General features: G+C 64.5%; 11 protein-coding genes. 7 read left to right on the forward strand and 4 right to left on the reverse strand.

Annotated features, from left to right (window positions below):
* Window positions 1–49: 49 nt before the first annotated feature.
* Both JYK05_RS24385 and JYK05_RS24390 read right to left on the reverse strand, forming a co-directional pair.
* Entirely contained in the window at window positions 50–1,294 is a 1,245-nt protein-coding gene (locus JYK05_RS24385; RefSeq protein WP_206470838.1) for an SGNH/GDSL hydrolase family protein, read from the reverse strand.
* A gap of 265 nt (window positions 1,295–1,559) precedes the next feature.
* Window positions 1,560–6,545, reverse strand: coding sequence for an autotransporter outer membrane beta-barrel domain-containing protein (locus JYK05_RS24390; RefSeq protein ID WP_206470839.1), 4,986 nt, complete (start codon window positions 6,543–6,545; stop codon window positions 1,560–1,562).
* Window positions 6,546–8,273: 1,728 nt separating this feature from the next.
* Between JYK05_RS24390 and JYK05_RS24395 the strand changes: the two genes are divergently transcribed.
* From JYK05_RS24395 to JYK05_RS24405, 3 genes are all read left to right on the forward strand, one after another.
* Entirely contained in the window at window positions 8,274–10,301 is a 2,028-nt protein-coding gene (locus JYK05_RS24395; RefSeq protein WP_241270147.1) for an alkaline phosphatase family protein, read from the forward strand.
* Window positions 10,279–10,971: a hypothetical protein gene (locus JYK05_RS24400; RefSeq protein WP_206470841.1), complete on the forward strand. Its 693-nt coding sequence runs from the start codon at window positions 10,279–10,281 to the stop codon at window positions 10,969–10,971. The genes JYK05_RS24395 and JYK05_RS24400 overlap by 23 nt, the downstream gene beginning before the upstream one ends.
* Before the next feature lie 394 nt (window positions 10,972–11,365).
* On the forward strand, window positions 11,366–12,811 hold the full coding sequence (locus JYK05_RS24405; protein ID WP_175945418.1) for a tyrosinase family protein: 1,446 nt from the start codon (window positions 11,366–11,368) through the stop codon (window positions 12,809–12,811).
* Between the two features lie 113 nt (window positions 12,812–12,924).
* On the opposite strand, the gene JYK05_RS24410 is transcribed toward JYK05_RS24405, so the two are convergent.
* Both JYK05_RS24410 and JYK05_RS26490 read right to left on the reverse strand, forming a co-directional pair.
* On the reverse strand, window positions 12,925–13,281 hold the full coding sequence (locus JYK05_RS24410; protein WP_206470842.1) for a BON domain-containing protein: 357 nt from the start codon (window positions 13,279–13,281) through the stop codon (window positions 12,925–12,927).
* Window positions 13,282–13,595: 314 nt separating this feature from the next.
* Window positions 13,596–13,955 (reverse strand): hypothetical protein, encoded by a 360-nt coding sequence (locus JYK05_RS26490; protein ID WP_241270139.1) that lies wholly within the window; start codon window positions 13,953–13,955, stop codon window positions 13,596–13,598.
* Window positions 13,956–14,303: 348 nt separating this feature from the next.
* On the opposite strand from JYK05_RS26490, the gene JYK05_RS24420 reads away from it, so the two are divergent.
* The 4 genes from JYK05_RS24420 (at window position 14,304) to JYK05_RS26770 (ending at window position 19,646) form a co-directional block, all read left to right on the forward strand.
* A complete protein-coding gene (locus JYK05_RS24420; protein WP_206470843.1) occupies window positions 14,304–16,106 on the forward strand; it encodes an acyl-CoA dehydrogenase in 1,803 nt (600 codons plus the stop codon).
* Between the two features lie 243 nt (window positions 16,107–16,349).
* The gene (locus JYK05_RS24425) at window positions 16,350–18,017 is read left to right on the forward strand and encodes a sulfatase-like hydrolase/transferase (protein ID WP_206470844.1); all 1,668 of its coding nucleotides are present in this window, start codon (window positions 16,350–16,352) and stop codon (window positions 18,015–18,017) included.
* Window positions 18,018–18,073: 56 nt separating this feature from the next.
* Window positions 18,074–19,207: a formylglycine-generating enzyme family protein gene (locus tag JYK05_RS24430; RefSeq protein ID WP_206470845.1), complete on the forward strand. Its 1,134-nt coding sequence runs from the start codon at window positions 18,074–18,076 to the stop codon at window positions 19,205–19,207.
* 37 nt (window positions 19,208–19,244) lie between these two features.
* Window positions 19,245–19,646 (forward strand): hypothetical protein, encoded by a 402-nt coding sequence (locus tag JYK05_RS26770; RefSeq protein ID WP_371826487.1) that lies wholly within the window; start codon window positions 19,245–19,247, stop codon window positions 19,644–19,646.
* Window positions 19,647–19,686 lie beyond the last annotated feature (40 nt).

The following is a 19,686-nucleotide window of genomic DNA, read 5'->3' on the forward strand; positions in this document are numbered from 1 at the left end:
TCGTCGCAGTAGCCCGTAAGCCACCGCGACGATCACGCTTTCCTGCTCGTCAGTCGCCTCGATCGCCGCTCCGGTCGCCGTTGCCGCGCAACAGCAAGGACAGATCGATGGCGTTGGCCATCGCGACATAACCGGCGTCGTTCGGATGCAGATGATCGCCGCTGTCGTACACCGCCTGCATGTCGTTTGGATGCGCCGGATCGCGCAGCACGGCATCGAAATCGACCACTGCGTCGAAAGCCCCGCTCGTGCGAATCCAATGATTCACCGCATGACGGATGGCTTCTTTTTGCGGCGTCCAGTAGCCCTCGTTGGCGGTGCCTTGCAGCGCGTTGCGGAAGGGCGTGAGCGTGCCGCCGATTATTTTGATGCCGCGCAGATGCGTGCGCGCGATGATCTGCCGGTAGCCGTCGATGATCTCTTCCGCGGACACCACGCGCCCGGACGGGTCCAGCGCCGTGTTCGGCCAGCCAATATCGTTGATGCCTTCGAGGAAGATCACCCACTTGACGTCCGACTGACTCAGCACGTCGCGATCGTACCGCGCGAGCGCGCTCACGCCCGCGCCGTCGCTCACCACGCGATTGCCGCTGATGCCTTCGTTCAGCACCGCGTAGCCGCGTCGCGGACCCGCGCTATTGAGGCGCGCGGAGAGATTGTCGGGCCAGCGCCGGTTCGCATCGACGGTCGATGCATAGCCGTCCGTGATCGAATCGCCGAAGGTGACGACAGCGGGCGTCGGACGATCCGTATCCGTTAGGATTGCAGATAGAAAGAAACGATTGGTGTACTTGTGAGGAGACGGCTGGTCGGGCGCGGCGGTGTTGTCGCCGCTCGACACATACGCGTTTTGTACGGCGAGTTGATGCACGGTATAGGCGGGCGTGGCGTCGGGCAGGAAGAAGGTGATCGCGACATCAGACAACGGCACGAGTCGCATGTCGATGGGATCGCTCAGAATCGGCGCGCCCGCATACAGCGTCACCGTGGTCTTGCCGCCGAACGTCAGCGTGCGGTCGGTGTTGGGCGCGATCTTCGCGCCGCCGGCCGATAGCGCGATATGCACCGGTCCCACGGTCACGGGCGCGGTCCCGAACTCGTTTGTGAGTCGCACGCGCACGCGATCGCCGCCGACGCTCACATGCTCGATCTGACGAATGGTCGTCGCGGCGGGGAAGTTCTGCGGCGTCGTGATGTTGTTGTTGCGATCGGGACTGGCGGTCCAGGTTGCGACCCAGCCATCTCGTGCTTCGGCATCCGGTCGGTCCGCCGAAGCCAGTGGCGCGACGAGCATTAACAAGGCCGCAGTGCACGCAGCCAGAGCACCGCAAGAGGTGCGCGCAAAGAATCGGTGTTTCATGTGTCCCTCCGTTTCGTTCGTGTTATTTACATCAGTAAAACGAAGTAAATATGGACGACACATCGACCGATGTCACTATCGTTTACCCGCGAACACAGAAAGGGGAAGCCGAGCGAGCAGCCATATTTTCCCCGACGCGCATGTCGAGACGAGAAGACGGTAGCCTCTTGTCGAGCGTTTGCCGAAGGCACTCGCGCATTCACCACACGTAGCGCGCGCCCAACAAACCCTCGTATGCGTGAAAGCCGCCCGCGCCTTGCTGATACCCGAGGTTACCCCACACGCGCCACTGCCGGCCAATCAATCCTTGCGCACCGATCTTCGCTTCGAAGCGATTCTTCGGGCCGTCTTGCGACACCGTGAAGCCATTGAAGGCCGCGCTCGCCACGCGCGTGTCGTGCAGCCAGTTCACTTCGACGAAGGGCAGCCATCCCGGTGCCGCCGTCGTCCCCGGCGCATGAAAGAGCCGCATGCCGAGCCGCGTCGTCCAGTTGCTACTATTCGGAGTGCTGACGAGTGTGCCACCGGTTTCGCTGTGATCGTCCGCATGATAGTGCGTATAGACCAGTTGCAATTGCGGTTCGAGCAGTACTGGCCCGGTCGACGTCTGGCCGAGCGGAAGCGCCCAGCCGCCTTCCACCGATGCGGACCACACGTGGCTCGCGTAGTTTTCGCCGGCGAGGGAGTCGCCCTTCACGCTGTTGTCGAAGTGGCCGTACTGCAGCCACGTATCGACATAAGGACCGGCTGCGGAGTACGCCATGCCGTGCCATGTCGCATACAGACCGCCGCCCAGACCGTTCGTGTTGCCGCGCGCCTGTGCGGCGCCGTTGCGCGTTCTCGTGTCCGTCGTCGAAGACCCGTAGCCCGCCATCACGCCCAGTTGCCAGCGCTGTCCGTCGCGCACGCGATTGAGCAGGTCGATGCCCGCCTGAACGATGGCGGTATCGGTCGATTCGCCGATTCTTCCGCCCGCCGCCTCGCTGTCGACGTGCGCGCCGCGCGTTCGCGCCCACGCGGTCGACGCGCCGCCGTCTTCGCGCTGCGCGGCGAACGGATGGGCGAAACCGGCGCGGTCGTGCAGCGTCATCATGAACATGCTGGCCGCCGCCTGTCGATTGCCGAGATACGCGCCGGGCTCGGGGCGCGGCGCGGGGAAGGGGCCGTCCGACAGCGAACGCAGATACCAGTCGCCGCCGCCTTGCTGCAACACGTACTCGTAAGGGCCTGCGACGAGGCGGCCGTCGAGCTTGAACACGCCGCTCGACTGGCCGTCGACTTCCACGATCTGGATGCCGTTGCTTGTCGCCGCGCCCGCGCCGCCCGCGTTCGTCACCCTGACGCGCGTCTGTCCCGACGTGTCGCCGCGCACGATCAGCCTGTCCGTGGCCGATGCGTCGCCGGCCAAGACCGTCGACAGCGCGAGCGTGCCGTTATTGCTCGAATAGTTGCCGTTCACCGTCAGCACGCTCGCGGGCGCGGGGCTCGCCATGCGAACTTCGCCATTGTTGGCTAACGCGCCGCCCACCGCGAACTGACCGGCCGGCCCGCCTGCGAAGCCCGGCGCGGCATCGGCGACGGCGAAAAGGCCGTTGTTGACGATGCTGCCGCCGACCGCGCCGTAACCGCCGAACGTCGCTCCCGGCGCGATCGTCACTTGCCGCGTGTTCGCGAGTCGCGCGCCGCCCGCGAGCACGAGCGCGCCGCTGTTGACCGCGGTGTTGCCGCCGTAGCTATGCGTGCGCGTGAGCGTCACCGTGCCGCTGCCTTGCTGGACGACATCGCCCGATCCGCTGATCGCGCCGCCGTACGTGACGTTGCCGCCGCGATCGAACACGAGCGTGCCGTCATCGACGATATCGCCCGTGACGCTGCCGCTCGCGCCGCCCGCCCCCAGTTGCAACCTGCCGGCGGCGATGGTCGTGACGCCCGCGAAGGTGTTGTCACCCGCGAGCGTCCATGCGCCTGCGCCCGTTTTCGTGAGGCTTCCGTCGCCGCTGATGACCCCGCTGAATGTGGAATCAGCGGTGTTGTTCACGTTCAGCGCCGCGCCGCCGAGCACGACGCTGCCGGAACCCGTGAGATTGTTCACGTGCTGGCCGAAGCCGCCCAGGTCGAACGTGGCGCCCGAGGCCACGTTCAGTTGAGAGCTTCGCGCGATGATGTCCGGCGCGCCCGCCGCGAGCGTTCCGCCGGTCACCGAGGTGCCGCCGGTGTACGTGTTCGCCTTCGACAACTGAAGCGTGCCGGCCCCAGCCTTCGTGAGCGTCTTGCCGTCCCAGCCCGTCGCGGGGTTGGCGGCCTGATCGGCCAGAACGATGTCCATGTCGAATGAATCCATCGCGTCCGGCAACGTGAAAACGCCGTTGGCTGATTGAGGCGTTGCGCCGAGTCCGGCATACCACCTCGGCGCGACGCCGACCACGAAGCTCTGAGGCGTGTAGCCGCTCGTCAAGGTCAGGAAATCCGGCGCGCTGACCGATCCCCCGATGCGCGTGGCGCCGAATGTTCCGGTGAGACCGCCCGGCGACGCGACCCGGATTACCGTGAACACGCTGTTGGCTAGTTCGCGCGCGCTCGCCGATGCGGGCGCCGAATAGCCCGCCAGATTGAATATTGCATTCGGCGCGATGGATGCCGTAGTCGCGGCGACGACCGGGTCCGCTGGGCCCGCGATGCCGTCCAGCGTGCCGTTCATAGAGAAATTCCGGCCGACCGCCAGTTGCGATTGCGACGCGATCAAGGTCGTCGCGCCGGGTGCGGTGGCGAAGTCGCCGGTGGTCGTAAAGACGCCGCTGCGCAGGAAGCCCAATGCGCCCGCATCGACCGATACGCTGCCTTGCTGCGAGCCCGCCGCCACGAGCATGGCCGCGCCGCTGCCGGTCTTCACGAGCGCGCCCGACCCCGACAGCACGTTGGGCACGATGCCCGCGCCCGCGAAATCCAGACGCAGCGTGGCGCCGTTTTCGACCGGGCCGCTCCCGAGCGCGCCGCCGCGTTGCGCGACGAGCGTGCCCGATAGAACATTAGTGCCGCCGCTATACGTGTTCACGCCACCGAGCGCCAATGCGCCCGCGCCGCCTTTGATGAGGCGGCCGCTGCCGACGATTTCGCCGCCGAAGGCGGAGTCGGCGGAGTTTTGTGCAGTCACGTCCGCGCTGTCGAGCAAGACGCGTCCGCTGCCGCTCAGGTTGTTGACCTGCTGCGGCAGGCTGGAGAGGTCGAGTGTCGCGCCGCTGCCGACGTTGACGCTCGCGCTGTCGATGAGCGCGTTCGCCACGCTGGTTCGCAAAATGCCATCGTTGACGAGCGTTGCGCCGGTGTAGGCATTCGCGGCCGACAAAGTGAGCAGGCCCGCGCCGTTCTTCGTCAGCGTGCGGCCGTCCCAACCGCTCGCGAACGGGCCCGATTGATCGGTCAGCGGGACGTCGACGTTGAAGGTATCTGCGGCGTTGGCGAGCGTGAACGTGCCGTTGCCTTGCGCCGCGCCCGCGCGCCACGTCAGGCCGAGGCGGATGTCGTAATCGCGCGCGTCGGGCGTTTTTGCGCCCACCGGAAGCAGATAGTCGACCGGGCTGGATCCGGCGAAACGGACTGCCGTGAAATCCCCGGACAGGCCCGCCTGGCTCGTTGTATGGATAACGTTGAATGCGGTATTCAAAAGACCGGTCGCGGTCACCGGCACGGAAGGGGCAAAGCCATTGATCAGCAGCGCACCGTTCAGCGTGGCGCTCGATGCCGAGATGACCGGCTCTGCGCTGCGCAGTCCGACGATGAGCGTCGAACCCGGCTGCTGAGTGAATCCGTTGGTGACTGCAAGTGTCGAATTGGCGGGAATGATAGTCCGCGCGCCGGCCTGCGTTTCATAGGTGTTGGCGGAGAACGCGCCCGGCTGGGCCAGCGAAAGCGCGCCCGAGTTCACGCTCACCGCGCCTTGTGACGAACCGGCGGCCGTCAGCACCGCCGCGCCGTTGCCGATTTGCATGAGCGTGCCGCTGCCGGAAAGCATGCGGTCAAAAGTGAATGCGTCGCTGCGGTCGAAGCGCAACACTCCGTTATTGATGATGTTGCCGGTCACTCTGCCGCTACTACCGCCCGTCCCCAGCGTGAGCACGCCGCCCGGAGATACGGTCGTGCTGCCAGTGTCGTTGATCAATGTGTTGGCGAGTGTCAGCGTGCCGTCCACGCGCACCGCCGTCGAGGATTGATCGGACATCCTGACGAATCCTTTGAGCGTCCAGTTGCTGCCTGTGCTCGCGCTCAACGTGGCAAATCCATTGGAAGTCGAATTGGCATCGAAGCTGCCTGTTTCAGTGCCTGAGCCGCTCAGGATGATCGCGTTTCCCGGCGAAATGCTGAGGATGTCCGTGCCGTTGCCGCCGTTCAACACGGACCCGGTTCCGAGCGTCACTACGCCGTTTGCGCCGCTCATCAGCACCGCCGATTGCGTCGCGCTCGAGATATGGCCACGATTGTCGAGCGTGCCGCCCGGCCCGAGCACCACGCCGGAGCCAATATTGCCGCGTATGGTGCCGGTACTGCTGTTCGTTACGCGCGCCGAGCTGGCGCCTTGCACGTCGACGCCTTCGTGATATGCGTCGATCAATCCGTCATTGTTGACGGTGATCGAGCCGGCGACGGCCAGTACGCCGGAGCCATACGTCGCGTCTGCGGCGCCGCTCTTGATGACGCCGCCAGCGTGATTGTTCACCACCACGTTACCGGACGTCTGTACGAAGACGCCGTTGACCGTCGTGCCTGTCGAGGGGCTGCCGTTCAGCGTGCCGAAATTGTCCACTACGCCGCCTGCTGTAGATAGATAGGCGACGGCGTGACTGGCGCGCGCGCTGATATCGCCTTGATTGGAGAGCGCGTTGTTATCTCCGGAGTTGAAGGCGACGCCGAAGGTGTTGCCGAGCAGTTGCCCCGATGAAAGGTTGAACAATGTGCCGGGCACGTTGAATCGCACGGCGGCGGCCGCATTGTCGAGCGAACTGGTTATCGAGCCGCCGTTCGTCATTGTGACCGGAGCGATGCCGTCGACGCTGATCGCGTTCTGATACGTTGTCGTGATGACCGTACCGCTATTGATTTGATAAACGGAATCAGTCGAAAGAGTCTGCGATGTGTCGCTCGATGGGACCACCGTCAGTGCGTGGAGGGGAAACGGGAGCCCGATCAGCATTGCCGCGGCGAGCGGGCGGAGGGGAATCGTGTTAACTGCATAGATGTGCTTATTATTTCGCTGTATGCGCATACCATCGCCTCGCACCGTTACGCGCGGGCGCAACGATGCGCGCCGCTGTTTCTACTGTGTGGCTAGGCCGTAGAACGCGGGTGAATCGGGAAGTCTGCGCGACGGCCAATGAGCAATCGCAGTATAGGTAAACGCGCGTCGTGAGCGGCGCGGCGATTCGGGCATGAGGCGAGGGGGCGGGGTTTGTTAGTCCTGCGCTCTTCTGGGCTCGTCATCGATTGCTCGCGCAGAACCAAGGCGGGAACGCCGAGTGGATCCCGGGCAAGTAGGTCATGCCGGGCGAATCAAGCAACGGTCGGCCGAGCGCGTGCTCGCAACGCAGTTGCATAACCATTTGCATTTGCAAGCCCAGGCTAGGCAACGCGCCGCTGCGATACCGTAACGGCGTCAGCCCAAGACGGCGTTGACGCCTAAGACCCAAAGCTGAATATTCCCGGCGACTGATAGGTAACGCTTCGGCACATCTGGCGGGCAAGTATCAACGCCGGCTGCCGGACTTCGACGACCACCTCATGGGCATCTGCGCACGGCATGAGCGCGAGATCGACGGCCACTCGCTGAGTTGCATCAGCTGCGGCGCTACACGCTGAACGGCTGCTCGGTCAGGGCGCGTCTGTAGCCAGCGGACGGAAAGCGAAACGTTGAGATGATGCTTGCGGATCTCTGTGCGCCAGTGGTCGAACAGAACGACAGTCGATCATCGAAGCAGCCGACGTTCAACTCATTCAGAAGGACGTCGTGTCGGGCCCGAACTCGAGCGTTTCGAGTCCGATAGAGAGACCGTCAAGCTCTCTTGTGCTTTCGTCAGCAACTGTATAGCGTGCGCTGAAAGCCTGCACCAACGTTCTTGATCGGGGACGTATTGCTCCTTTTATGCCTGCCTTGCTTGTGCCCAGTTCAGGCCAGTCTTAATGACCTCGCGTTCTAACTGCGAGCGCCTCGATGACCTCGATCCGTTCCAGTTCGCGCATGCTTGCCGTGATCAGTCCACGCCTGTCCATGATTGAGCCCGCGACACGCATCGGGCAAGCATGCGCCCAAGGGCGGAAATCGGACAATTCTAACGAGCCTGAATCTGACATTACTACTTTGCCGAAACATCGAAATCGATGTTAATAAACCTTATGTCAACTATGTCGTTGGGACCAACGCGCGGTCTTAAAGTTGCGCGCCTGTGCAAGCATGCCCGGTTTGTGCCTTCTCGCCGCTCGTGGCACTAGTTGACCGCCAAGACGCAGAACAGGATGGACCTGAGCAACGCAAAACGAAGCAAGGCTGACAGACCCATTCTCCGACGACCGCATTCCGCACGAGCCCATCAGCCGTCTTCGCGCACCCGCAACCGGTGGAACAGCGACGACCGTAAGACCCTCCGCATCTTTCATGCAACGGAGGAAGGCTGTGTCCGTACATCGAATGTATCGCTTTAGTAATCCATGAAGCGCCCGATGCACACAATCGCAAGCTTTGTCACTTCCTTGTAATCCAACGTCATTAGCCTCGCTCCTCTAAACGATGTCCAAGACTAACGGAGTGAATCGAATGGCGAGCTTGCGTTTCTGGTCAATGGCCCTGGTGGGCAGTGTGTCTCTACTCGGTTGCGGCGGACACGATGCGTCGCATCCGAATCCCCAGCAGGCAACGCGCACCGTCATCATGGTGTGGGATGGACTGCGCCCCGACTCGGTCACTCAGGCCGATACGCCGAACCTCTACGCGCTCCGTCAGGCCGGCGTCAATTTCACCGACAATCACTCGACGTATCCAACCTTCACGATGATGAACGGCTCGTCGTTCGCGACGGGCTCGTTTCCGAAGACGAGCGGCTTCTACGGCAACACGTTCTGGACACCGCCGCAAGGCGCGTCGAACACTATCCCCGTCGGCAAGTCAGCTTCGGGTGGGAGCCAGGATTACGTCGATCCTGTGTTCACCGAGGACTATCAAGTCCTGACCACGCTCAATAACTATTACGGCGGCCAGTTGTTGCTGGTCAAGAGTCTGTTCGCCACCGCGCAGGCCGCCGGCATGGTGACGGCCGCCATCGGCAAATCGGGCGCGGCATACATCCAGAACCTGAACCAGGGCGGCTACTTCCTCGACGAAAACACCGTGCAGCCGCGCAGCCTCGTGTCCGAACTCCAGGCCGCGAACATCGCCGTGCCGAAGAACACGGTGTTCGGCTATTCCGGCAACGACGCGGTCACGCTCGCGTCCAGCAACGGCGATCCGACCGCGCGCGCCGGCTACGTCACGTTCAACACCACTGCCTACGACCCGGCGGGCAAGCTCACGGTCGCCGCGCGCGACAGCGCCGACACGACGCAAGGCGCGCCGGAAGACGCGGCCAACAAGTACATGATGTCCGTCTTCACGCAGTACATCCTGCCGAAGAAGCAGCCCATGCTGTCGCTCATCTGGTTCCGCACGCCGGACAACGTGGAGCACGGCTATGGTCCCGGCACGTCGAACATGAAGGCCGGCCTGCGTTCGCAAGACGCGCGGCTCGGCGAGTTGATCGCAGGCCTGAAAGCCAACAATCTCTACGAGACGACCAACATCGTCGTCGTGTCGGACCACGGGCATTCGACCGTGTCGGGTCCGCTTGCGCTGTATCCGCTGCGCGCGATCACGCCGTCCGCGACGCCGCCTTCGGGCAGCCCCGTCAACGGCTCGACGAGCGGCACCGACGCCGCCGCGCTCGGCGCCGTCAACGCGAACGGCTACTCGTTCTCCGGCGACGTGCGCTCGGCCGACCTCCTCACTTTCCGCGGCTTCAACGCCTACGACGGCTCCGGCTGCGTCACCTCGGCCATGTACGGTCTGACGGCAAACGGCACGCCCACCGTGCCCGTGAAGAACGATACGACCGGCACGCTGTGCGGCGCGGCCAACACGAAGTATCAGGCGATCAGCGCGAACCTGCCCGCGCCCGTCGCGAGCTTCAAGGTGCCGGCGGTCGGCGGCTTGCCGGCGAACGGCATCGTCATTGCGGCGAACGGCGGTTCCGACTACTTCTACGTGCCGGGCCACGATCCCGCCACCATCCGTAAGCTCGTGCAAGTGCTGCAACAGCGCGAAGAGTTCGGCGCCATCTTCGTGGATAGCCGCTACGGCAACCTGCCAGGCACCCTGCCGTTGTCGATGGTGAACCTCGAAAACGCCCAGCGCCAGAACAACGGCCAGCCGGACGTGGTCGCGAGCTTCACGTGGGACGATCAGACGATCGTTCAGGGCATGCCTGGCATCGAGTTCGAAAGCGTCGGCGGACAGCGCGGCATGCACGGCAGTTTCGGCATCAACGACGTGCACAACACGCTGATTGCAAACGGTCCGTCGTTCAAGCCGTCGACGGTCGTCAGCACGCCGACCGGCAACGTCGATGTCGCGCCGACGGTCGCCTACCTGCTCGGTCTTTCGATGCCGCAGGCGGACGGGCGCATCATCAACGAATCGCTCAAGAATGCCGCGAGCAGTGCGACGCCGAGCGTGGCGGCGTCGGTGGTCACGCCGCCTTCGGTCGCGACGGGCTTGCGCTTCGAACTGCCCACGGACCCGACCGGCGCCACCGCCGACACGTCGCTCGCGCAGGGCACCTACACCATCAACCTCGCGGTCAAGGATCTGACCGTGGACAACAAGACATATCGCTACTTCGACTATGCCAAGGCCATTCGTCGTTAAGCGCGGCCGCGCGGCGATGCTCGCATCGCTGTGCTGCGCGTTTTTGCTCTGTTCTCCCGCGCACGGCTCGCCGAGGAAGGCGCATGCGCCGACGTTCGAGTCCGCGTTTTCCGCGCAAGGCGAGCCGCCGACGCTTCACTTCACGGTGAAGTATGCGGCGCGCGACGGGCTCCACACGATGCAGGTCTGGCGCGACGGCGAGTCGCGCCTGCGCCGCCGCACCGACGATGCCGTCGACACCTACGTCATTCGGGACGCGTCGGACCCGAACGACTATCAGATGATCGTCGTCGACTACGACAAGCGCATCACGACGCGCATCGACCGGAACAATCTCGTGCGTCTGGGGCGCTTCTCGGACTGGTTCGATCTTTCGCACGGACTGCGGCATCCGGTCGGCGCGTACCGCATCGTGCCGGCCGAAGCGCCGCCGAAGACGGACGCGCCCTTGTCGACGTGTCGGTGGTATGGGATCGAGCAGGCGGGCGAGACGCATCGCGTCTGCTGGAGCGAGAAGGACCGCTTGCCGCTCGTGATCTGGTCCTCGTCGCAGGGCGTCGTTTGGCGCGTGACGGCGGTCGACAGTGAACGTCTGCCGCAGGATACCTTCCAACTACACGATACCGGCTTCGTGCGCAATGATGCGAACGCCGAGCTTGACAACGACTGAACGCGCCTAAGGCCCGCCGCTCAATAGAACCAATACACGCGCTGAGCGGGCCGGCGCGCTTCTCAACTCGCAGTGAGCGCGAGATTTACCGGAGCGCACACGTGCAAAGTGTTGCGCGAGAGCCGCGGCACCTTTGCGCGACCGACCGGTCGGATTGCGCACCCGTCGAGGGCTTTCCTACAAATGCCCTTCACCCGCTGCCCGGCAGAACTGCCTAGTGTGCGGCGTGCCACATTCTGGCGGCAACTGCGGCTCACCGCGCGCGCGATGACGGGTATCGTATGTCCGGTCGGTCCGATACCGCACTCATGATCTCGCCTGTGCATCTGCCGGTGCACACGGCCCTAACGCGTCCCCGCGCACAAAACACCGATTTAGCCGTAGGAGAATCAATATGGCCAAGAACCCCTATAGCCGCCGGACTTTCCTGAAAAGCTCGGCGTCCGCCGCGGCGTTGATGTCGCTTCCCATTCCCGGCATGACGGCTACCACGGGCCACGTCCGGGTCGAATGGCAAACGTTCAAAACGACGCCGCAATATGCGTCGTTCCTCAACGCCATCAAGCTGATGAAGGCCGTCACGGATGCAAGCAAGCCGACTTCGTGGACGTACTGGGTGAATGTTCACTTGAACTACTGCCCGCATATGGCGCCGTACTTTTTTGCATGGCACCGCGGCTATCTCTACTATTTCGAGCAGCAGCTCCGAACCGTGAGCGGAGACAGCTCGCTCACGTTGCCTTATTGGGACTACTACGCGCATCCGACCATTCCGAGCGAGTTTCTCGATAGCGCGACGGGTAATCCGTTGTACGTGTCGGGCCGCCAGAACTCGAACGTCTATAACGCGCTGACCATGGCGCCGTTCTCGACGCAGGTTAATAACTTCCAGCGCGGCACGAGTAACTCGTACGAAGCGTCGTTCGAAAATGCGCCGCACAATCCGGTGCACGACATTATCGGTGGATGGATGGCCGACATGCAGTCGCCGACCGATCCGATCTTCTACCTGCATCACGCAAACGTCGACCGCCTGTTCGACGGATGGGCGGGCCTCGCGCGAACCAATTATCCGTCGCCGACGGATTCGTACTGGAACGGTTCGTTCACGTATGCGTCCGGACTCACGATAGCGAAGTCGAAGACGTATCAGCCTTCGCTGCTGGGCTATTCGTACGCGAATAATTCGTTGCCGACGTCCATGCCGCCTAGCGCGCAGGTGGGCAGAATCATCCGCGTGCAGGCGCAGATTCCGCCGATTCGCACGCGCCCGGCCATCGGCAACTTCAGCGCGACCGGGCCCCGCACGATCGGGAACGGTCGCCGCTCGCTCGGCGGCGTGGCGAATGTCAAGCTCAACGAGAAATCGGTGAGCGCGGCGGTTTCGCTGGCAACGTCAGATGTGACGGCGCTGCAAACCGCGGTGACCTCGACGTTGACCACTCCGGCAGCCTCGAACGCCAGCCCGAACGCGCAGGCCGCGCCCGGCCAGGCCAAGTTCGCGAAGATCGTGCTCGACACGGTGACGGTCACGTCGCTCGGCAAGCAAGGCGGCTACTTCTATAACGTGTACGTCAACTTGCCGTCTGCCGGAGACGCCGATCCGAGCGCGCAAGCGCGCTTCGTCGGAACGGTCGGACCGTTCGAAGTGTCGGCGGCCATGCACCATGCCGGCGGCACGCTGACGCTTCCTGCGAACGATGCCCTGCGCGGCCTGACGCCTGCGGAACTGAAGCAAGTCGTCGTCTCGCTCGTGCGCGTGAACGGCGACAATTCGCCGACGGGCGTCGTCATGTCGATGAACGAACTACGCCTCGAACTCTCGACGACCGCGGACTGACGCTGCTGCCGATGTCGAAGCGAAGAGCCCGTCGCATCGCGACGGGCTTTTTCATTCTGCGCGCGTGTTTTCGTCACGCGGGCGCGCGGGCCTACTCGCTGTCTACTCGCTGTCTACTCACTACCCATCGGCCCCTGAATGGTGAGGCTGTTCTTGACCGACGCGACGCCCGGCGTGTTCGCAGCGGCGCGCGTTGCCACGTCGATCTCCGACTGGTCCGCGACGGAACCTTGCAGCATCACCACGCCATTTTTCACGCGCACCGTGATGCGCGCAGTGTTCAGCCCTTTCGTGCGGGTGAGCGAGCGAATGACGTCCTTGCGCAGCGCGCGATCAGCCGCCTTGTCTTGCTGACGAGGGGCGGAGGCGGCTTCGGCGCTCGCTGAAACGTCGCTCGCGGGTTGCGCGTGCGCCAGGGCGACCGTCGCGCACAGCACCGGAAGAAGGAGGCATTTCTTCAATTGCTTCAACGTGTTCCCCTTAAATGACCGCGCCAGTCGACGCGAAGCGCGGCAGATGTTCTTGAACGCTGGACCTGCAACGATCGCCCGCTGTCGAATCCGAAATCATTCGTACCGCGAAGCTCCGTCGCCCACGATGCTCTTTGCACCGCAAGCATAGCCGCATGGCTCGATGACCCGCCCCCCTCGCGAATAGGGGGCGGCCGGCGAGCGGTAGGCAAAGCCGCGCCTTCAACGCGATTCCGTCGTGAGGAGCGCGTGAATCATCCGCGCGAGCAGAGTCGGCGTGTCCGGCGCGGCGAGATAGTCGGGGCGTTCGGGCATCATCGCGCGGGGCAGCGTAAGCAGCGTGTGCAGCGCGCCATCAGCGCCGGCGTGGCGCACGGATGCCGGATTTCGTCCGCCTTCACGAGATGCAGCCGCACAAGTTGGTCATAGTGGATCGAGCGGACATTGAAGGCCGGATAGAGCAGCATCCTCTTGCGATGCACGCCGAGCCCGACCGTCAGCGTCAGCAGGATGCCGTCGAAGAGCGTCGCCCTTGCCGGCAACGCCGCGATACCCGCGAGCAGCGCATCGCGCAATTCGTTGCGATAGTCGTCGAACATTGCGCCGATCAGCGAATCCATGGTCGGGAAGTATTCGTCGAGCGAGCGGATGGCGACGCCCGCGCTTTCGGCCACGCGCTGCGCCCTCAGCGCTTCGCGCCCCTTCGTTTTTCACAATGCCGCGGCCCGTCTCTTTGAACGGAGCGCACCTGCCGCGGCGCCTTGCGAAGCCCCGACGGCCGCTTCACGCGGACCACGCAGTCGTGCTCGACTTGTGTCGCTGAACAACCGGTGCGATGCACCCCTTCCCCTCGCGATGATGACGGACGCGCGCGTTCACCCCTCGTTTCGAGGGGCGGCAGCGTCGCACCGATGCGCCACCATGCCGGTCGGAACCGGCACGGCTGCGGAGTCGTTGTCCGCCACGATCCCAATCGTGTTGAGGCCGGCGTCGTCATGCACTCAGACCACTCAGGAAGAACCATGAGCTACACCCCGCCCATTCGCGACATGATGTTCGTGATGACCGAGCTGGCCGGACTCGATAAGGTCGCCACGCTGCCGGGTTGCGCCGACGCCACGCGCGACACGGCGCAGGCCATTCTCGAAGAAGGCGCGAGGCTGTGCGGAGAGGTGCTCGCGCCGTTGAACGCGACGGGCGACCGTCAGCCTCCCATCTGGCGCGACGGCGAGGTCAGCGCGTCGCCGGGGTTCGCCGAGGCCTTCGCGCAATTTGTGAAAGGCGGCTGGCAAGGCTTGATGCATCCGGTGGAATTCGGCGGCCAGGGTCTGCCGAAGTTGATCGCCGCGCCGTGCCTCGAAATGCTGATGGCGGCCAATCTATCGTTCGGCACGTGTCCTTCGCTCACCGACGGCGCCATCGACGCCTTGCTGCTCGCGGGCTCGGCCGAGCAGAAGGCGCGGTATCTGCCGAAGCTCATTAGCGGCGAGTGGACCGGCACCATGAACCTCACCGAGCCACAAGCCGGCTCCGATCTCGCCCTGCTGCGCGCGCGTGCGGAGCCGGCGGAAGACGGCGCGTATCGCGTGTTCGGCACGAAGATTTTCATCACCTGGGGCGAGCACGACATGGCGTCGAATATCGTCCATCTCGTGCTGGCGCGCACGCCGGACGCGCCCGAGGGCATCAAGGGCATCTCGCTTCTTCTCGTGCCGAAGTTCGTGCCGAACGCGGATGGCTCGCTCGGCAAGCGCAACGACGTGCACTGCGTCTCGCTCGAACACAAGCTCGGTATCCGCGCAAGCCCGACGGCGGTGCTGCAATTCGGCGACGGCGGCGGCGCAACGGGCTTTCTCATCGGCGAGAAAAATCGCGGCCTCGAATACATGTTCGTGATGATGAACGCGGCGCGCTTCGCTGTAGGCCTGCAGGGAATCGGCATGGCGGACCGCGCTTACCAGAAGGCCGCCGCGTATGCGAAGGAACGCGTGCAAAGCCGCCCGGTGGACGGCTCGTCGGAGCGGGCGGTTCCGATCATCCGCCATCCGGACGTGAAGCGCATGCTCGCCACCATGCGCGCGCTCACGGAAGGCGCGCGCGCCCTCGCCTACGCTGCGGCTTCGCATCACGATATCGCGCAGCACCATGCCGATGACGCCGTGCGCGCCGAACACCGCGCGATCTACGAATTTCTCGTGCCGGTCGTCAAGGGCTACAGCACGGAACTGTCGGTGGAAGTGACGAGCATCGGCATTCAGGTGCACGGCGGCATGGGCTTCATCGAAGAGACCGGCGCGGCGCAGTACTACCGCGACGCGCGCATTCTGCCGATCTACGAAGGCACCACGGCCATTCAGGCGAACGACCTGCTCGGCCGCAAGACGCTGCGCGATCGCGGGGCGGTCGCGACGCAGATGCTCGCGCGCATCGACCGGACGCTCGGCGAATTGCGCGCGCATCCGGCGTTCGGCAGCCGCCCGGCGTTCGCGGCGATGCACGGCCATCTCGATGCGGGCCGCGCCGCGCTCGCGCGTGCGATCGACTTCATGTTGACGCATGCGAAGTCGGACCCGAACGCCATCTTCGCGGGCAGCGTGCCTTATCTGATGCTGTCCGGCACCGTGCTGTGCGGCTGGCAGATGGCGCGCGCGCTCATGGCCGCAGCGGCGCTCGAAGCGGGCGATCCGCTCTTCTACGGCGCGAAGGAGGCGACGGCGCACTTCTACGCGACGCATATTCTGCCGCGCGCCCTGACGCTCGAAGTCGCGATTCTGAGCGCACGGGGCGACGACGGCGTGCTCGCGCTGCTGGACGAGCAGTTCTGAGCGACGGCGCTTTCGCTCGCAGCGAAAGCCGCGCACGGACTACACGCGTCGCCCCCCATTTCAGAGGGGGGCGGCGCGTTCCTCAGCATTGCTATTCTCGTCACGTGCCGCATGGCCGGCGCCGAGAGCGACGCGCATTCTTGTGCGCAGGGCTTGCGGCATCGGCTTGCCAGCGCGTCGCGCGCCGCGCTCGCCGGCACGGACTCGCCGCCGTCCGGCGCGGAAACAACCATCGGAGACAGCATGAAACGTTTCATCCCGGCTCTGCTGCTGGCCGCGTCGGCGGCCGTCATCGCGGCGAGCCAGACGCTCGCGGCGACGTCCAGCAGCCCTTCCATCACGCAGCCCACCCGGGTCGACAACCTCCCCGGCTACAACCAGCCGAACCAGTATCTCTCGCGCCGCGCGACGAAGATCGCGGACAACATGGAGCCCGTCGTCGAGCACGCCGATCAGGCCGACGAGGCAGCGCAAAAGCTCGCCGCGCTGCGCGGCAAGACCGGCAAGCGGCCGAATATCGTCGTCTTTCTGCTCGACGACGTGGGCTACAGCGACTTCGGCTTCAACGGCGGCGGCGACGCCGTGGGCAACGCGACGCCGGACGTCGACCGCATCGCAAAGCAAAGCCTCATTCTGAGCTCGGCGTATTCGCAGCCGAGCTGCTCGCCCACGCGCGCCACCATCATGACCGGGCAGAACATGGCGCACCACGGCATTCAGGTGCCGCCGATGTACGGCCAGCCGGGCGGACTCGCGGGACTCACCACCCTGCCCGAAGTGCTGTCGCGCGCGGGCTATACGACGCAGGCGGTCGGCAAGTGGCATATGGGCGAGAACGAAGGTTCGCAGCCGCAGAACGTCGGCTTCGACGACTTCCGCGGGTTCCTCTCCGTGTCCGACATGTACACGGAATGGCGCGATCCGCAGTACAACCCCGAGGTCGCGCTCAGTCCGGAGCGGTATCGCTACATCCTGAATCTGCCGTTCAACAAGAGCGATGTTCATGCAGTGAAAGGCGGCAAGATCGAGAGCCTCTACGAGATCAACACGGACACCATCAAGGATCTCGATCGGAAGTGGCTGGACTACACGGTCGCGTTTCTCGACCGGCAGAAAGACGCCGCGAAGCCCTTCTTTCTCTATTACGCGCCGCGCGCCTGCCATTTCGACAACTATCCGAACGACTACTACCGCGGCCGGTCGGCGGCGCGCACGAACTATGGCGATTGCATCGTCGAGGTGAACGACATCTTCAAGAAGATGATCGACACGCTTGAAGCCAATGGCGAGCTGGACAACACGATCATCTTCTTCGCCTCCGACAACGGGCCGGAACAGGAAGTGCAGCCCGCCGGACGCACGATGTTTCGCGGCGGCAAGGGTTCGACGTGGGAAGGCGGCGTGCGCTCGCCGTTTTTCGTCTACTGGAAAGGCATGGTCGAGCCGCGCCGCTCGGACGGCCTGTTCGATTTCGCCGACATCTTCAATACGTCGGTCGCCCTCGCCGGTCAGCCCGGCGCGGCTGTATCGAAGCTCGTGCCGGCGAGTAGCTATATCGACGGCATCGACCAGACTTCGTTCCTGCTCGCCGACAAAGGCGTGTCGAACCGGCGCAGCATCTTCTACTTCTGGAACGACGACCTCTCGGCCGTGCGCGTCGACGAATTCAAGCTGATGCAGAAGATGCAAGTGGGCGATTCGGTCACGCGGCAAGGCTACAACGGCGGCTTCTCCGGCACGATGCAGTCGGCGTGGACCGCGCTCGTCTTCAATCTGTACAGCGACCCGAAAGAAGAGGAGTCCGTTGCAATTCGTCACATTCCGGTCTCGGTGCCGCTCGTGGCGGAAATGCAGCGGTATCGCGAGGTGCTCAAGAAATACCCGCCACGCCACGTAATCTCCCTGAAGTGATGCGCGGCGCCCGCTCTCCCGCGAGAGCGGGCGCTCAGGCGCGAACGAGACTCGAGATGAAGCTCACGATTCGACAACGGCGCTTTGCGAGCGTCGTGGCGCTTGCCGTCATGCTGGCGGGCTCCGCTCTCGCTTACTACGAATACGAGCGGCGCGAGCCTGCGGCGCTGACCGTCGGCGACGGCCGCAGCGGCCCGAACGACATGGTATGGATACCGGGCGGCACGTTCACGATGGGCAGCGCACACCCGCACGCACTGCCGAACGAAGGCCCGGCGCACACGGTCAAGCTCGGCGGCTACTGGATGGACCGGCACGATGTCACGAATGCCGAGTTCGCGCGCTTCGTCGCGGCGACCGGCTATGTGACCACGGCGGAGCGCAAGCCTCGCTGGGAAGATCTGCAAGTGCAGTTGCCGCCGGGCACGCCGCGTCCGCCCGAGAGCACGCTGGTTCCCGGCGCGCTCGTCTTTACCGGCACCGACGCCCCCGTGCCGCTCAACGACTACACGCGCTGGTGGACATTCGTGCCCGGCGCAAACTGGCGGCATCCGACCGGGCCTGACAGCAGCATCGCCGGCAAGGAAAATCATCCGGTCGTGCAGGTGTCGTACGAGGACGCGCTCGCCTATGCGCGCTGGGCGCACAAGCGGCTGCCGACCGAGGCCGAATGGGAGTACGCCGCGCGTGGCGGCCTGCAACAGGCGGACTTCGCGTGGGGCGCGGAATTCGCGCCGGGCGGCCGCCAGATGGCCAACACGTGGAACGACAGCGCGCACACGTTTCCCGTCAATCTGCCGGACGCGCACGAGAAGGTGCAGGTCGGCACGTCGCCGGTCGGCAGTTTTCCGGCGAACGGCTATGGCCTCTTCGATATGGCCGGCAACGTGTGGCAGTGGGTCGCGGACTGGTATCGCGCCGACGCGTTTCGCATCGAAGCGGCTCGCGGCGATGTCGTGAGCAATCCGGCGGGACCGACGCAGAGTTTCGATCCGGAGAACGGCCCAACGGCCTACGCGCCGGAACGCGTGACGCGCGGCGGCTCCTTTCTGTGCAGCGAAACGTATTGCCAAAGCTACCGCGTGAGCGCGCGGCGCGGCACCGACCCGATGAACGGCATGTCGCACCTGGGTTTCCGTCTCGCGATGGACCAGAGCGAGTGGAAGGCCGAGCGGGCGCATAGCCGTTGACTGCAGCATTCGGCCGCGCTTGGGCTGGCCGGAGGGTATGGCTTGGAATCCATATCCGTACGGATCGGCGCTGGACGTCGGCGGCGGGTATTCGGCGCGGCAGGCGCTTCGAAGTGCTACTTCGTTGCGCAGCGCGAGCATCATCGGCCGCGAGACGTTCGACGACGAGCGCGCGATGCGGCTCGCGAGCGATATCGGCGCGCGGCATCAGCAAGGCTGCGTGTGCGCGCGCGTCGCGTACGTGCAAAGCGGCGCCGACGCGGCCGGCCTGCAACGGCTCACCCCTTCGGCCGATACCTTCAGGAAACCCTTGCTCTCGACGAAGCATCAACTCGCGTGGGACTGCGAGATGGTGAGCGTCGGCGTTTCGGCCCATGCTCGCGAACGACGCGAAATATCGCTTCTCGGCCTGGCCTCGATAAAAGACGCGCTCCGATAAGCGAAACGCCGCGCGCTCTCGCACGCGCGCGGCGTTTCGG

The sequence above is a fragment of the Caballeronia sp. M1242 genome (assembly GCF_017220215.1).
Taxonomy (GTDB): Bacteria; Pseudomonadota; Gammaproteobacteria; order Burkholderiales; family Burkholderiaceae; genus Caballeronia.

What these genes read in the sequence shown, in the direction of transcription:
- JYK05_RS24420 (WP_206470843.1), top strand. Translation starts at nt 14,304, where the DNA reads ATGAGCTACACCCCGCCCATTCGCGACATGATGTTCGTGATGACCGAG.
- JYK05_RS24385 (WP_206470838.1), bottom strand. Translation starts at nt 1,294, where the DNA reads ATGCTCGTCGCGCCACTGGCTTCGGCGGACCGACCGGATGCCGAAGCA.
- JYK05_RS24425 (WP_206470844.1), top strand. Translation starts at nt 16,350, where the DNA reads ATGAAACGTTTCATCCCGGCTCTGCTGCTGGCCGCGTCGGCGGCCGTC.
- JYK05_RS26770 (WP_371826487.1), top strand. Translation starts at nt 19,245, where the DNA reads ATGGCTTGGAATCCATATCCGTACGGATCGGCGCTGGACGTCGGCGGC.
- JYK05_RS24390 (WP_206470839.1), bottom strand. Translation starts at nt 6,545, where the DNA reads ATGCTGATCGGGCTCCCGTTTCCCCTCCACGCACTGACGGTGGTCCCA.
- JYK05_RS24395 (WP_241270147.1), top strand. Translation starts at nt 8,274, where the DNA reads ATGGTGTGGGATGGACTGCGCCCCGACTCGGTCACTCAGGCCGATACG.
- JYK05_RS24405 (WP_175945418.1), top strand. Translation starts at nt 11,366, where the DNA reads ATGGCCAAGAACCCCTATAGCCGCCGGACTTTCCTGAAAAGCTCGGCG.
- JYK05_RS24430 (WP_206470845.1), top strand. Translation starts at nt 18,074, where the DNA reads ATGAAGCTCACGATTCGACAACGGCGCTTTGCGAGCGTCGTGGCGCTT.
- JYK05_RS24400 (WP_206470841.1), top strand. Translation starts at nt 10,279, where the DNA reads ATGCCAAGGCCATTCGTCGTTAAGCGCGGCCGCGCGGCGATGCTCGCA.